This window comes from Mycolicibacterium helvum (assembly GCF_010731895.1).
GTDB lineage: Bacteria > Actinomycetota > Actinomycetes > Mycobacteriales > Mycobacteriaceae > Mycobacterium > Mycobacterium helvum.
In genome coordinates this window covers 4,265,300-4,279,753 of sequence record NZ_AP022596.1, presented here as the reverse complement: position 1 = coordinate 4,279,753, position 14,454 = coordinate 4,265,300, and the positions used below count along the sequence as shown (strand labels likewise).

13 protein-coding genes are annotated in these 14,454 nt (G+C 64.6%); 12 read left to right on the top strand and 1 reads right to left on the bottom strand.

Annotation, left to right across the window (positions count from 1 at the left end; genetic code table 11):
* The first annotated feature begins 4 nt into the window (after positions 1–4).
* The 6 genes from G6N38_RS20075 (at position 5) to G6N38_RS20050 (ending at position 6,215) form a co-directional block, all read left to right on the top strand.
* Positions 5–1,216, top strand: coding sequence for a PP2C family protein-serine/threonine phosphatase (locus G6N38_RS20075; protein ID WP_163749801.1), 1,212 nt, complete (start codon positions 5–7; stop codon positions 1,214–1,216).
* Positions 1,213–2,802 (top strand): sensor histidine kinase, encoded by a 1,590-nt coding sequence (locus G6N38_RS20070; protein WP_163749800.1) that lies wholly within the window; start codon positions 1,213–1,215, stop codon positions 2,800–2,802. The genes G6N38_RS20075 and G6N38_RS20070 overlap by 4 nt, the downstream gene beginning before the upstream one ends.
* Entirely contained in the window at positions 2,799–3,248 is a 450-nt protein-coding gene (locus tag G6N38_RS20065) for a response regulator (protein ID WP_163749799.1), read from the top strand. Before G6N38_RS20070 ends, G6N38_RS20065 begins: the two co-directional genes overlap by 4 nt.
* A gap of 125 nt (positions 3,249–3,373) precedes the next feature.
* The gene (locus G6N38_RS20060; protein WP_163752135.1) at positions 3,374–3,775 is read left to right on the top strand and encodes an SCP2 sterol-binding domain-containing protein; all 402 of its coding nucleotides are present in this window, start codon (positions 3,374–3,376) and stop codon (positions 3,773–3,775) included.
* Positions 3,768–4,823 carry an alcohol dehydrogenase catalytic domain-containing protein gene (locus G6N38_RS20055; RefSeq protein ID WP_246227340.1) on the top strand — a complete coding sequence of 352 codons (1,056 nt, stop codon included), beginning with the start codon at positions 3,768–3,770 and terminating at the stop codon, positions 4,821–4,823. Before G6N38_RS20060 ends, G6N38_RS20055 begins: the two co-directional genes overlap by 8 nt.
* Positions 4,824–4,880: 57 nt before the next feature.
* Positions 4,881–6,215 (top strand): cytochrome P450, encoded by a 1,335-nt coding sequence (locus G6N38_RS20050; protein ID WP_163749798.1) that lies wholly within the window; start codon positions 4,881–4,883, stop codon positions 6,213–6,215.
* Between the two features lie 32 nt (positions 6,216–6,247).
* Here G6N38_RS20050 and G6N38_RS20045 read toward each other — a convergent pair whose 3' ends face one another.
* Positions 6,248–7,375, bottom strand: a complete 1,128-nt coding sequence (locus G6N38_RS20045; protein ID WP_163749797.1) for a LuxR C-terminal-related transcriptional regulator — start codon at positions 7,373–7,375, stop codon at positions 6,248–6,250.
* Between the two features lie 438 nt (positions 7,376–7,813).
* Here G6N38_RS20045 and G6N38_RS20040 point away from each other — a divergent pair, with 438 nt between their 5' ends.
* Genes G6N38_RS20040 through G6N38_RS20015 form a run of 6 tightly spaced genes read left to right on the top strand, consistent with a single transcriptional unit; the run spans position 7,814 to position 14,428 of the window.
* Positions 7,814–8,593, top strand: coding sequence for an MlaE family ABC transporter permease (locus G6N38_RS20040; protein WP_163749796.1), 780 nt, complete (start codon positions 7,814–7,816; stop codon positions 8,591–8,593).
* Positions 8,594–8,603: 10 nt separating this feature from the next.
* Positions 8,604–9,458: an ABC transporter permease gene (locus G6N38_RS20035; protein WP_163749795.1), complete on the top strand. Its 855-nt coding sequence runs from the start codon at positions 8,604–8,606 to the stop codon at positions 9,456–9,458.
* 2 nt (positions 9,459–9,460) lie between these two features.
* Positions 9,461–10,843 (top strand): MCE family protein, encoded by a 1,383-nt coding sequence (locus G6N38_RS20030; RefSeq protein WP_163749794.1) that lies wholly within the window; start codon positions 9,461–9,463, stop codon positions 10,841–10,843.
* The gene (locus G6N38_RS20025) at positions 10,840–11,868 is read left to right on the top strand and encodes an MCE family protein (RefSeq protein WP_163749793.1); all 1,029 of its coding nucleotides are present in this window, start codon (positions 10,840–10,842) and stop codon (positions 11,866–11,868) included. Before G6N38_RS20030 ends, G6N38_RS20025 begins: the two co-directional genes overlap by 4 nt.
* Complete coding sequence (locus G6N38_RS20020; RefSeq protein ID WP_163749792.1) at positions 11,865–13,166, top strand: MCE family protein; 1,302 nt, start codon at positions 11,865–11,867, stop codon at positions 13,164–13,166. The genes G6N38_RS20025 and G6N38_RS20020 overlap by 4 nt, the downstream gene beginning before the upstream one ends.
* Positions 13,163–14,428 carry an MCE family protein gene (locus G6N38_RS20015; protein WP_163749791.1) on the top strand — a complete coding sequence of 422 codons (1,266 nt, stop codon included), beginning with the start codon at positions 13,163–13,165 and terminating at the stop codon, positions 14,426–14,428. Before G6N38_RS20020 ends, G6N38_RS20015 begins: the two co-directional genes overlap by 4 nt.
* Positions 14,429–14,454: the final 26 nt, after the last annotated feature.

Sequence of the window (14,454 nt, the reverse complement as noted above, 5' to 3'; positions counted from 1 at the left end):
GCCCATGCGCGCACCCCATGACCCGCGGGGGCTGAACCCCGCCGGATTTGCCGGAGCCAGCAACCGACCGATTTCGCTGCTGTTGATCGAGGACGATCGGGGCGACGCCATACTGGTCGAGGAGCTGATCGACGAGGCCGGCGCCGAGATCACGGTGGAGTGGGCGTCATCGCTCGCGATTGCCGCAGAGAAACTGTCGATCCACCGGCCCGATTGCGTCCTGCTGGATCTCAACCTGCCCGACGCAAACGGCATCTCGGCTGTCGACCGCGTCACGAAACTCGATGCCACGCTGCCGATCGTGGTGCTCACCGGCCTCAACGACGAACACTTCGGCATCTCGGCGATGGCCTCCGGCGCCCAGGACTACCACGTCAAGGGACACGTCGAACCCGAGACGTTGCACCGCTCACTGTTGTATGCCATCGAACGCAAGCGCACCGAGCTGATCACTGTCGACCTGCACACCAGCCAGGCGAGAGCTCAGGAAAACGCCCGGCTGGAGCGGGCGCTGCTGCCGTTACCGCTGCTCGACGAGAACCCCGGCGTTGAGATCGTCACCCAGTACCGGCCCAGCCGGGAGAACGCCCTGCTCGGCGGTGACTTCTACGACATGGTCCAGACACCGGACGGAACCGTGCACGTCATGGTCGGCGACGTGGCCGGGCACGGCCCCGACGAAGCGGCGCTAGGCGCGGCGTTGCGAATTGCGTGGCGCGCCTTCACCTTCGCGGGACTTCGCGGCAACGAGCGGATGCGGCGTCTCGAGCAGATCCTGCGGGCCGAGCGAGCCGGGCCTGGCATCTTCGCGACAGTGCTCAGCGTGGCGCTGTGGCCCGACGGGCAGGTTTTCACCGCGGTCCGTGCCGGACACCCGGGGATGCTGCTGCATGGCCCGGGCACTGTCGAATGGCTCGAACCGCCCGCCGGACCGGCACTGGGCCTGGGCGCACAGCAGTGGCCGCAGAGCGAGTTGGAGCTGCCCGACGGCCATGGGCTGGTGCTGCTGACCGACGGTCTGTTCGAAGGGTATTCCGGGATCGGCAACCAGCGTCTGGGCGAGGACGGCCTGCTGGAACTGGCTCGTTCGATCGCGACGCTGCCGGGCCCCCAGTTCATCGCATCCCTCATCGAAAGCGCCGAGGCCTGCGCCCAGTCGCACGGCGGGATCAGCGACGACATCGCGGTGCTACGCGTGGAGCGGACGGGCCAATGAGGGAGGTGGCCGGCTCCCGGCTGTCTCGCATGACGGTGCGGGGCTGGCTCAACCTCGTGCTGTTGGTGGTGGGCGTGTTGGTGCTCGGCGGCGCATTCACCGGTTCGGTGCTGCTCAATCGCACCGACGAGACGAGCCGCCAGCTGGTCGACCACATCCAGCCCGCCCGCGTCGCCGCCTACCGGCTTCAGGCCGCGTTGACCGACCAAGAGACCGCCGTGCGCGGCTACGTCATCGCCACCGACCCGCAGTTCCTAACGCCGTACTACGACGGACAACGCACCGAACAGAGTGCTGCACAAACAATTCGGAAGCTCCTCGACGGCCGCCCCGAGCTGATCGCCGATCTGGACGCCATCGAACGAGCCGCGGGCGCGTGGCGTAGCCAGTATGCGCAGCCGCTGATCGCCGGCGTCACGCCCGGAGCGCCCAGCGTGGTGAGCACGGCAAATGTCGAGGCTGGAAAGAAGCAATTCGATTCCCTGAGAGCGCTTTTCGAGACCCAGAACCAACACCTGACCGCTGCGCGGGCAGACGCGGTCGCGAATCTCAACACAACCCAAGCCTGGCGCGATCGGGTCCTGGCCGCCATTATCGCGGCCTTCCTGGTCACCGGCTTGGCCATCGCGATCCTGGCTCGCAATGCGGTGACCCGGCCTCTGGAAGCGCTCGCCGCGGCCTGCCGGCGGATCACCAACGGGAGCTTCGCCGAGCAGATCGATCCCCAGGGGCCCAAGGACATTCGCTCGATCGCCGCCGACGTGGAAGACATGAGGCAACGCATCGTAGATGAACTCGAAGCCTCCAGGTCGGCCCGCGAACTGCTGGCCGAGCAAGCCGGCGAGCTGCGCCGTTCGAATGCCGAGCTCGAGCAGTTCGCCTATGTCGCCTCCCACGATCTGCAGGAGCCACTGCGCAAGGTGGCATCGTTCTGCCAGCTGCTGGAGAAGCGTTACGGCGACCAGCTCGACGAACGCGGAATCCAGTACATCGATTTCGCCGTCGACGGCGCCAAGCGCATGCAGGTCCTGATCAACGATCTGTTGACGTTCTCCCGAGTCGGCCGGCTCAACTCCACACAGGTCAAAGTCAACCTCGATGCCGTACTGGACGAAGCCATCGCCAATGTGTCCACGGCGATCGAAGAGTCCGGCGCGCAGATCACCCGTCCGGAATCGTTGCCGCGGGTGCTGGGTGATCCCACGCTGCTGATCATGCTGTGGCAGAACCTGGTGAGCAACGCCGTCAAGTTCCGCCGCGACGGACAGGCCCCCCGCATTGCGATCACCTGCGAGCCCGGCTCGGGCGAGCAGGAAGGCCAGTGGGTGTTGACGTTCTCCGACAACGGAATCGGTATCGCCGACGAGTTCGTCGACAAAGTGTTCGTGATCTTCCAGCGACTGCACGGCCGGGACGCCTACACCGGCACCGGAATCGGGCTGGCACTGGTCAAAAAGATCGTCGAACACCACGGCGGCACCATCTGGATCGACACGTCCTATCACGACGGCACCCGCTTTCGGTTCACCCTGCCCGCTATGACCGCAACCACGCACGAGCCGCAATTGGAAGGAACCGCTTCATGACCGACAAAGGTCGCGCGATCGATGTCCTGCTCATCGAGGACGACCCCGGAGACGAATTGATCACCCGGGAGGCGTTCGAGCACAACAAGCTCAACAACACGCTGCACGTGGTGCATGACGGCGAGGAAGGCCTGGACTACCTCTATCGGCGCGGCAAGTTCGGCGACGCACCACGACCCGACCTGATCCTGCTCGACCTGAACCTGCCCAAATACGACGGACGCCAGCTCCTCGAGATGATCAAGTCCGACGACGACCTGTGCCATATCCCGGTGGTGGTGCTCACCACGTCGTCAGCGGAAGAGGACATTCTGCGCAGCTACAAGCTGCATGCGAACGCCTACGTGACCAAGCCCGTCGACCTCGATCAGTTCATGAGCGCAGTCCGCCAGATCGACGAATTCTTCGTCCAGGTGGTCCGGCTGCCCGGCGGTCAGCCGCGGTAACCGCGATAGATTTGCCACCTATCTCTTCGGGGATAGTGATACCTCCCGGCGGGGTCTGATCGAATCGACTCCACGGTGCTTGCATGGTTGTGGATCTCACCATCAAGCCAGGAGCACCGATCGCCATGGGTTTTTTCAAGGACGCCAACGAACTCGACGAGTACATCGGCGGGGTGTTCCGCGAAGCTGGTGAACATCCGGAATCGGGGCCGAAACTCAAAGCGGCCAAGATCGTCATGCGGGTCATCTACACCGATCCCGACTTCGAGATGACCATGGTTTTTCACGATGACTACCACGTCATTTCCGGCCCCAACGACACCAAGCCCGACATCACGCTGCTGATGCGCGGCGATACCGCAGACCAATTCTGGCGGGGCGAATACAACCTCGCCGTCGGCTTGGCGAAGGGACAGGTCAAGGCCAAGGGCCCGGTCAACAAGATCCTCAAGCTTGTTCCGCTCACCAAACCGCTGTTTCCGATGTACCGCGACAAGATCGCCGAAAAGGACGACGCGCGTGCCTGAGACCATGCGGGCCGCGGTCCTGCGCGCACCCCACCGCGTCGAGGTCGTCGAGGTGCCGAAACCGGTGATTGCCAACCCGACCGACATTCTCGTGCGGGTCGAGCTCACCGCGATCTGTGGCACCGACCTGCACCCATATGAAGGCCGCCTCGACGTCGAGCCAGACATCATCATGGGCCACGAGTTTCTGGGCACAGTCGAAGCCGTCGGCAACGCGGTGACGCAGATGAACATCGGTGACCGTGTGGTCAGTTCGTGCGTCGTCAGTTGCGGCACCTGCTACCAATGCCGACGTCACCAGCCCGGAAATTGTGCTGGGGCGCGGATTTTCGGTCTCGGTCTCGCATTGGGCGACCTTGACGGTGGCCAAGCTCAATACGTCGTGATTCCGAATGCGGACCTCACCGCTCGTCTCATTCCCGACAGCACCGCGAGCGATGACGACATCCTCTTCGCGGGAGACATCATGACAACCGGTTACGAGGCAGTCGCGCGAGCGATGCGTCCCGGTGACACGGTTGCTGTCGTCGGCGCCGGACCAGTGGGACTGTGCGCCGCGATGGCCGCAACCGCCCTAGGGGCCGCGCAGGTGATCGTCATCGACAAGGTCGACACCCGGCTCAAGGAAGCCGAAAGCATCGGGGCGGTGGCCCTCAACGCTTCGGAGGGCGATCCAGCCGACGGGGTTCTCGACCTGACCAACTGGCGCGGCGCCGACGTCGTCGTCGACGCGGTCGGCCACGAATCCGCACTGGTGTCGGCGATCTCGCTGGTCCGTGCCGGCGGAACGCTGTCCATTCCGGGCGTCTACACCGAAGAATCCGTCTCGATCCCCTTCGGTGAGCTGTACCTCAAGGGCGTGACCCTGCACATGGGCGTCGCCCATATCACCGAGTACATGGACGAGGTGCTAGCACTGTCGGCCGCGGGAAAGTTGAACCCGGGCAAGATCGTTTCGCACCGAATGGGCTTGTCGGCGGCGGCCGACGCCTACCGCCTCTTCGAAGACCGTGCGGCCACCAAGATCGTGCTCGACCCCTGGAACTGACCCGAGGCTCCGCGATCGTTCGGAAAGCCTAGCTCACTAATTATCGAGAGGATCCCCATGACCACGTTCGAAGATTCCGAGCTGTCCTTCGACGATGACAGCGACCTCGACCTCGCACCGACAAACGATGTCGCCGCCACCCGATCATTCGACGCGCTGAATGTCTCGAGCGACGCGTTCTGGGATCTCGACCTGCCCGAGCGCGAACCGATCTTCGCTGAGTTGCGGCAGGATCGGCCAGTCAGCTGGCAGCCTCCGATCGAGACCGCTGTCTCACCCGACCCCGACGATCCGGGCTTCTGGGCAGTGGTGCGGCACAAGGACATCAGCGAGGTGAGCCACAACTCCGACGTCTTCGTATCGCGCTACGGAGTCATGTTCGACACCTTGCCCGCGGTGTTCCTCGAGATGGCGATGTCCTTCCTCGCGATGGACAGCCCCCAGCACCAGAAGGTGCGTCGACTGGTGAGTTCGGCATTCACCGCCCGCCAGATACAGCGGATCGAGCACGATATCGCCTCGCGTGCACGGCGAATCGTCGCCGCCGCAGCGGCGAAGGCCGCCGATGGCGCCGCAATCGATTTCGTCGAAGACATCTCCAAGCATCTGCCCGTTGAGATGTTCGGCGACATGTTCGGCATTCCCGCTGATTTGCGGCCGACGTTCTCCCACGCGGCCGACGAAACCCAAGCATGGGCGGACCCCGTTCTTCTTGCCGGCCGCGATCCCGCCGAGGTCCAGGTCGAGGCCGCGCTGGTAATCCACGACCTCACCGAAGAGCTGATCGCCCAACGGCGCTCACACCCGACTGATGACCTACTCACGAGCCTGGTTCAGGCCGAAGTCGACGGCGAGAGCCTCAGCGACTTCGAGATCGGTGCGACGATGGTCCTGTTCGCCGTCGCTGCAACCGATACCACCCGTCACACCGCAAGTTTCGGCGCAAAGGCACTCAACGACCATCCCGATCAACGGGCTTGGCTGTGGGCAGACTTCGAAGGGCGGATCGGCACCGCGGTGGAAGAATTCCTGCGCTGGGGCTCAGTTGTGCAGAACTTCCGTCGCACGTGCGTCACCGAATACGAGCTTGGTGGTCAAAAGATCTTGCCGGGCGACAAGGTGGTGATGATGTACTCCTCGGGCAACCGCGACGAATCGGTCTTCGAGAACCCGAATCAACTCGACCTCGCCCGACAACGCAATCCCCACATCGCCTTCGGCGGGGGCGGTATCCACTTCTGCCTCGGCAGTCAACTCGCCCGAACGATGCTCAAGTCGCTGTTCGGTGAACTTCACTCACAGATGCCCGATTTCAGCACCGGAACGCCGACGTTGGTGCGAACCAACTTCATTCGGGGCGTGCTGAGCCTGCCGCTCGAAGTGGGGGCCTGAATCGCCGACCGGCGCTCGTCAGTCCCTCGCGCTCACGCACCGTCGGACTGATAGAGCATCGACACCGCCTCCACACGGTTGACGGCACGCAGCTTGCGCAGAATGTGTTTCACGTGTTGTTTGACGGTGCCTTCGGAGATGACCAACTGGGCGGCAATGGCCGCGTTGCTCCGCCCCTCGGCCATCAGCTCGAGAATCTGAACCTCACGCGCGGTCAGGACATCTCGCACCGAACGAAGCGCCCGTCGCGTGACCCGAGTCGCCAGTGCGATGCCCGGGCCTTCGACGACGTCGGTTGCAGGCTCGTCCAACGAGAACTCACCGACGGCCTCGACCCTGTCCTGACTGTCGTTCGCGGTACTTCTCAGCACGGCGCTGACGGCTTGTAGCCCTTCGGCCAGGTGCGCCCTGCTCAGCGCGACCTGCAGCCCCTTGGCGTAGGCGGCCAGCGATTCACAGTCTGTTTGGCCAGTTTGGCGGCCTTGCAGGTAGCAGTCGGCGTGCAGCAGGCCGACCACTCGGTTTCCGGAGACGATCGGAGCCGCAACGTAGGACTGCGATCGCGAGGCGTCAGCTATCGGCCGGTGGACGCGCTCGTCGGTCTGCACATCGGTGACGATCATCGCCTCCCGCCGGCGGGCGATCTCCGTCTCATGAAGGCCCGGGGTCAACGGTTGGGGACTGCTTTGGCCGACCTGGTTGATTTCATCCGCCCAGCGAGGGTCGTCGGCTATGTAAACCGCCTGCGAAATCCATAGGCCGTCAACGATCCGCGAGAGTATGGCCCGATCGAAGCCGAGGTAGCGCGTCAGCTGAGGAGCAAGGCGCACCAGATCCGCCACCTTCGATGGCGCAGATTCCAGCCGGCCCAGTGCCTCGCCGAGTTGGCGTGGGGCTGCCGTTGCCCGGGCCAAGGCCTCGTCGGCGACGGTGAGCCTGCGCAGCAGACTCAATACGGCCCCCGCGTGCGGTCGTTCATCGAGCAGGTCGGCGAGCACGGACCAGGCGCCGTCGAGGACTGCCCGTGCGTCGGCCGGGCGCGGTATCCAGTGCGGGTCGTCGACGTCGGCAATGGCGCGAAGCCCGGCAAGGACTGTGCGTAGCCGTTCTTCATCGGCGGTCTGCGCCGCGGCCGAAAACCCGGCAGCGGTGTGATCCATCGCACAAGAATACACATGCGATGCCTGCCGAATCTCGGTATTCCACCAGGCCAGCGCGGGATTGGTGAGGATATCCCGAAGGGGTCATTGAACCATCACCGACGGGCCTTCACAGCCGTTGAACGAGCGGTTTGGATCCCGACTTCCGGACGAGTACCTGCCGCCACTGCTATGAGGCGAGATCGCTCCAGCACGGTCACCTTTGCCGCGGTAACCGCATTCAGCAAACCGAGAGGTTGTCCGCCGCAATGGCGCGCGCGGCAATCGGCTGCGGCGTTCACCCCCGGTCAGGATCGTAAGCCGCGCACAAACGCCGCGGTAGTGCCGGTCAAACCCGAGTCAGGCCACGTAGGTCATCTCCCCCTAACTCTTTGGGGGTAGATATTCGCCCCCATCGAGGAGCAGCAGGCGTAGCAACGCTCACGATAGCGTTCCGCCATGCCGATCGTGACCGCCACGCTCCCGTTGGCGAAGCCCGTCCGGGCCTTCGGCGGGTTCATCGGCATGTCTCTGGACACCCTGGTCGCGATGTTCCGGCCGCCGTTCGCATGGCGCGAGTACCTGCTGCAGACCTGGTTCGTGGCCCGAGTGTCGGTGCTGCCCGCGCTCATGCTGACGCTGCCCTACTCGGTGCTGCTGGTGTTCACGTTCAACATCCTGCTCGGCGAGTTCGGGGCCACCGACTTCTCCGGTACCGGCGCCGCGATCGGCACCGTCAACCAGATCGGGCCGATCGTGACGGTGCTGGTGGTGTCCGGCGCGGGCGCCACCGCGATGTGCGCCGATCTCGGCGCGCGCACCATCCGCGAAGAGCTCGACGCCCTGCGGGTGATGGGAATCAACCCGATCCAGGCCTTGGTCGTCCCCCGCGTCCTCGCGGCGACCACTGTCGCACTGGCACTTTCCGCGACCGTGATCCTGGCCGGCCTGGCCGGCGCCTACATCTTCTGCGTCTATATCCAGCACGTCTCACCGGGCGCATTCGCCGCCGGCCTGACCCTGCTGACCGGCGTGGGTGACGTCATCGTCTCGCTCACCAAGGCAACGCTTTTCGGCTTGGCCGCGGGCCTCATCGCCTGTTACAAAGGCATTTCCGTCGGCGGTGGGCCGGCAGGTGTCGGCAACGCCGTCAACGAAACGGTCGTGTTCACGTTCATGGTGCTGTTCGCGATCAATGTGATCGTGACGGCCGTCGGTATCCAGTTCACCGTCTCGTGAGGGTCTTTCGGTGAGCGTCAATACACCCAGCCGATTGCACCCCCGGCTGGCCGACAGCCTGCAGGGTGTCGCCGGGGCTTGGAATCGCATCGGCGCCCAAACCCGGTTCTACGCTTCGACACTGGCGGCGATCCCGGAGGCGGTGACCCGCTACCGCAAGGAACTTCTGCGGCTGATCGCCCAGATGGGACTGGGCGCCGGGGCGCTCGCCGTCATCGGCGGCACCGTCGCGATCGTGGGCTTCTTGACCATGACCACCGGCGCTCTGGTCGCCGTTCAGGGCTACAACCAGTTGTCCTCAGTGGGTTTCGAGGCGCTGACCGGTTTCGCGTCGGCGTTCTTCAATGTCCGCCTCATCGTGCCGGGGACTGTCTCGGTGGCCCTGTCGGCGACCATCGGAGCCGGCGCCACCGCCCAGCTCGGCGCGATGCGCATCAATGAGGAGATCGACGCCCTGGAAGTTATCGGGATCCGGTCGGTCACCTACCTGGCCGCCACCCGGGTGTTGGCCGGGGTGATCGTGGTCATCCCGCTGTACTGCATCGCGGTCATGATGGCCTTCCTCGCCGCACGCACCGGGACTGTCGCCATCTACGGGCAGGGCTCCGGTGTCTACGACCACTACTTCAACACCTTCCTCAATCCGACCGACGTGATCTGGTCGTTCATGCAGTCGGTGGCGATGACGGTCGTGATCATGTTGGTGCACACCTATTACGGGTTCACCGCCAAGGGTGGCCCGGCCGGGGTGGGCGAAGCGGTGGGTCGTGCGGTGCGAACGTCCATGGTGGTGGCGGCGGTCGAGATCGTGATGATCTCACTTGCCGTGTACGGCCAATCCGGCAACTTCAACCTCGCCGGGTAGTGATGGAAGACCGACCTGGTGATAACCGTCTGTCCGACGGATGGTGGACCGTCATCCTCCTGGTGGCCATCGGCGCATTCTTCTTCGTGACGACAACGGCATTCGCGGGCACGTTCCGATCGTTCGTTCCGGTCACCCTGACCGCGGACCGGTCCGGTCTGGTGATGGAAACCGGCGCGAAGGTGAAGATGCGCGGGGTCCAGGTTGGCCGGGTCAGCGGAATCAGCGGCGGCCAAGGCGACACCAGCCTGCGCCTGGAGATCGAACCCGACCAGATGCGTTACATCCCAGCCAATATCAGCGCCCAGATCAAATCCACCACCGCGTTCGGCGCCAAGTTCGTCGACCTCGTCTATCCGTCCGAGCCCAGCCCGCAGCGATTGGCGGCCGGCGCGGTTCTGAAGTCGGCCAACGTCACCACCGAGGTCAACACCGTCTTCGAGAATGTGGTCAACCTGCTCGACATGGTCGACCCCGCCAAACTGAACGCGGTATTGACCGCTGTGGCCGACGGGGTACGCGGGCAGGGACCGCGCATGGCCGAGGCCACCACCGACCTCAATCAGGTGCTCAAAGCCCTCAACGATCGCAGCGACACGATCCGCGATGACTGGCGTTCGTTCAAGAGCTTCAACGACACCTATGCCGCCGCGGCACCCGATATCGTGGCGATCCTCAACTCCGGAAGCACAGTCAGCACCACCATCGCCGATCGCACACAAGCCCTGGACATGTTGCTGCTCAACACAATCGGCTTCGCCCAATCCGGGCAGGATCTCCTAGAAGCCGGCGGTGACAAGGTGGTGCAGGCGATCAACACCCTGGAGCCCACGACTGCATTGCTGATGAAGTACAACCCGGTCTACACGTGCTGGCTGCAGGGAGCGACCTGGACACTGGACCACGGCGGCTACGACGCCTGGGGTGGTAAGGATGGGAAGTCCGCGGTGTACGACGTCGCCCTGCTCCTGGGCAACGATCCCTACCAATACCCGGACAACCTCCCGATCGTGGCGGCCAAGGGCGGACCGGGCGGCAAACCTGGCTGCGGATCCCTACCGGACGCCACCAAGAATTTCCCGGTTCGCCAGCTGGTGACCAACACCGGCTGGGGCACCGGCCTGGACATGCGGCCGAACCCCGGACTCGGCCACCCCTGCTGGAGCGACTGGTTCCCGGTCACCCGAGGAAGCCCGAAGCCGCCGAGCATTCGCCAATGCCTGCCCGGCCCCGCGCCCGGTCCGGTCGTCCCCCCGGGAACGCCGCCCTACGGCGCAGCGTGGTACGGCCCCGGCGGCGTACCACTCTGGCCCGGCGTGCCACCCGCGCCGGATCCCGCTGCAGCACAACCGCAAACGGGGCCACCAACAGGAGACCAACCGTGAAAGACAACCTCAAGGGCACCGTCTGGCGCCTCGGTATCTTCCTGACGGTCTGCCTGTTGGGCACTTTCGCCCTGCTCGCCGTCTTCGCGCAGTTCCGATTCGGCGGCGGCACCACCTACTACGCTGTCTTCACCAACGTCACTGGCCTGAAGAACGGTGACTTCGTGCGCATCGCCGGGGTCGAAGTCGGCAAGATCGAAGACATTGCGATCCAGCGCGACGCGTCGGCCCTGGTGGAATTCTCGGCCAACGACGCGGTGGTACTCACCGAGGGCACCCGCGCAATCATCCGCTACGACAACGTGATCGGCGGCCGGTTCCTCGCCCTCGATGAGGGCACCGGTGGGGTCAAGCGCCTGCAGCCAGGCCAGACCATCCCGGTGGACCGCACCGCGCCGGCACTGGATCTGGATTCGGTGATCGGTGGATTCAAACCGCTGTTCCAGGCCTTGAGTTCCGACCAGGTCAATGCGCTCAGCGGCCAGCTCAATCAGGCACTTTCGGGCCAGGGCGCCACCATCGGCTCGTTCTTGAGTCAGGCCGCGGTGTTCACCAACACCCTTGCTGACCGCGACCAGTTGATCAGCGAGGTGATCACCAACTTGAATGCGGTCCTGGGTTCGCTGGGCAGCCAGAGCGCACAGCTGGACAAGGCCGTCACGAATCTGTCGGGCTTGGTCGACGGGCTCAATGCCCGCCGCACCGATATCGCGAACGCCTTTGCCAGCACCAATGCGGCCGCCGCGACGGTGGCCGACCTGCTGACGCAGGCGCGTGGCCCGTTCCAGAAGGTGGTCCAGGAAACCGACCGGGCATCCTCGATCGCCGTGGCCGACCATGAGTACCTGGAGAAACTGATCGACACTCTGCCCGACAAGTACCGCGCACTGGGCCGCCAGGGCATTTACGGCGACTTCTTCAGCTTCTATCTGTGCGACCTGGTCCTGAAGATCAATGGCAAAGGCGGGCAACCGGTTTACGTGAAGGTAGCCGGCCAAGACACCGGGCGGTGTACGCCCAAGTGAAAGCCTTTTCCGAACGCAACCCGCTTGTTCTCGGTGTCGTTGGCGCCGTCGTCGTCACCGGCGTCGTCATGGCAGCCCTGAACTGGCAGAAGCTGCCGTTCCTCAATCCCGGCCACAACTATTCCGCCTACTTCGCTGACGCCGGTGGGTTATTCAGCGGTGCCGGGGTGGAGGTGTCGGGTCTTCCGGTCGGCAAAGTATCCGATATCGAACTCGACGGACCGCGAGTTCTGGTGACCTTCCGCATCTACGGCGACGTGCATCTGGGCGACCGTACGGTGGCGGCGATCAAGACCAAGGGCCTGCTGGGCACCAAGATGCTCGATGTCATCCCCCGCGGCGACGGGGAGCTATCGGGCTCGATCCCGCTCGATCGCACCACCTCGCCGTACCAATTGCCGGATGCTCTTGGCGATCTCACCACCACGATCAGTGGTCTGAACACCGACCAGCTATCGGATTCGCTTGCGACGATGGCCCAGACGTTCGCCCACACCCCGCCGGATCTGCACAACGCGGTCGCCGGGGTGGCCCGATTCGCTGACATCCTCAACAGGCAGGACGCTCAGTTACGCAACCTGCTGGCCAATGCCGCCAAGACCACCGACGTGTTGGCCAAGCGCACCGATCAGATAGTGGCCCTGGTGCGGCAGACCAACTCCCTGCTGGTGGCCCTACAGGCTCAGAGTCAGTCGCTGGATCGCATCTGGCGCAATATCTCCGGAGTTTCCCAGCAGCTCAAAGCCTTCATCGCCGAGAACCGCACAACGCTGAAGCCCGCGCTGGAGAAACTCAACGGGGTGCTGACGATCGTCGACGATCGCAAGACGAAGGTGCAGGACGCCATCAAGCGCCTCAACGCCTACGCCATGTCATTGGGCGAGTCGGTGTCATCGGGCCCGTTCTTCAAGGCCTACCTGGTCAACCTGTTCCCCGGGCAGTTCGTGCAGCCGTTCATCGACGCAGCCTTCTCCGATCTCGGCGTCGACCCCGCCACCCTGCTGCCGTCGCAGCGCACCGATCCTCAAGTGGGCCAGCCGGGTACACCTGCACTCCCGGTGCCGTACCCCCGCACCGGCCAGGGTGGTGAGCCGCACCTGAACCTTCCGGACGCGATCACCGGCAACCCTGGCGACCCCCGTTACCCCTACCGCGAGCCGCTGCCCGCGCCGCCGCCGGGTGGACCTCCGCCGGGCCCACCGGCGGTGTCACCTCCCGGGATCGCATCGGTTCCCGATCCGGTGCAGGCGCCGTTCTTCGTACCCGCACCCGGTGAAGGACAGGGAGGACATCAGTGACAAAGCTGGGTAAACCACGCGCCGTGTTGGCCGCCGTCCTGGTGCTGATCCTGCTCGGCGGGTCCTTGCTTGCCGTGCGCGCCTACAACCGGACCGGGCGCATCGAAGTGGTCGGCTACTTCGACAACAGCACGGCGCTTTACCCCGGCGACGACGTCCGCATCCTCGGGGTGCCCGTCGGCCAGGTGACCAGCGTCGAACCTCGGCCCGATGGAGTGAAGATCGCGTTCTGGTTCGACCGTAAGTACAAGGTCCCCGCCGACGCCAAGGCGGCGATCCTGTCGCCCATGTTGGTCACCGGCCGTGCTATTCAGTTGACCCCGGCCTACACCGGCGGCCCAGCCATGCATGACGGTGCGGTCATCCCCCGCGACCGCACCGTGGTTCCGGTCGAATGGGATCAGGTGCGCGTGCAGCTGCAGCGCCTCACCGAACTGCTGAAGCCCACCGGCCCCGGCGGGATGAGCACGCTCGGTTCGTTCATCAACACCGCCGCGGACAACCTGCGCGGTGAGGGCGGCAATATCCGGGACACGATCATCAAACTGTCCCAGGCCATGTCAGTGCTTGGTGATCACAGTGGCGACATCTTCGCCACCTTCAAGAACCTCTCGATCCTGGTGACCGCATTACGCGGCAGCAGTGACCTGCTCGGCGCACTCAACGAGAACCTGGCGTCGGTGACCGGCCTCCTGGCGAATGACCCGACCAAGATCGGTGACGCCTTCGCCCAGATGAACTCGGTGATCGGAGACGTGAAGACGTTCATCGACGATACCGGCGAGACGATCGGCACGACCACCGACAAGCTCGCGTCGATCAGCACGGCGCTCAACGACAGCCTCGACGACATCAAGCAGACCCTGCACATCGCGCCGACCACGGTGGCCAACTTCGCCAACATCTACGAGGCATCCAACGGCGCGTTCACCGGAGCGCTGGCAGTCAACAACTTCGCGAATCCGATTTCATTCCTGTGTGGTGCAATTCAGGCCGCCTCCCGACTGGGCGCCGAGCAATCCTCGAAGCTGTGCGTGCAATACCTGGCGCCGATCATCAAGAACCGGCAGCTCAACTTCCCGCCGATCGGCGAAGACTTCCTCGTCGGCGCGCAGGCTCGCCCCAACGAGGTGACCTACAGCGAGGACTGGCTGCGACCGGACTACGTTCCGCCGGCCACCGCACCCCCACCGACGCCGGTGATGGCGACCGATCCCGCGGCCGGGCTGAGCGGCATGATGACGACCGGTGGTGGGTCGTGACAGCTCGTCGCGCGACAACAGTCGCA

Bases quoted from the DNA above. Each gene is read 5' to 3' on its own strand.
- G6N38_RS20030 (WP_163749794.1), top strand. From the start codon at position 9,461: ATGGAAGACCGACCTGGTGATAACCGTCTGTCCGACGGATGGTGGACC.
- G6N38_RS20070 (WP_163749800.1), top strand. From the start codon at position 1,213: ATGAGGGAGGTGGCCGGCTCCCGGCTGTCTCGCATGACGGTGCGGGGC.
- G6N38_RS20045 (WP_163749797.1), bottom strand. From the start codon at position 7,375: ATGGATCACACCGCTGCCGGGTTTTCGGCCGCGGCGCAGACCGCCGAT.
- G6N38_RS20075 (WP_163749801.1), top strand. From the start codon at position 5: ATGCGCGCACCCCATGACCCGCGGGGGCTGAACCCCGCCGGATTTGCC.
- G6N38_RS20050 (WP_163749798.1), top strand. From the start codon at position 4,881: ATGACCACGTTCGAAGATTCCGAGCTGTCCTTCGACGATGACAGCGAC.
- G6N38_RS20065 (WP_163749799.1), top strand. From the start codon at position 2,799: ATGACCGACAAAGGTCGCGCGATCGATGTCCTGCTCATCGAGGACGAC.
- G6N38_RS20040 (WP_163749796.1), top strand. From the start codon at position 7,814: ATGCCGATCGTGACCGCCACGCTCCCGTTGGCGAAGCCCGTCCGGGCC.
- G6N38_RS20060 (WP_163752135.1), top strand. From the start codon at position 3,374: ATGGGTTTTTTCAAGGACGCCAACGAACTCGACGAGTACATCGGCGGG.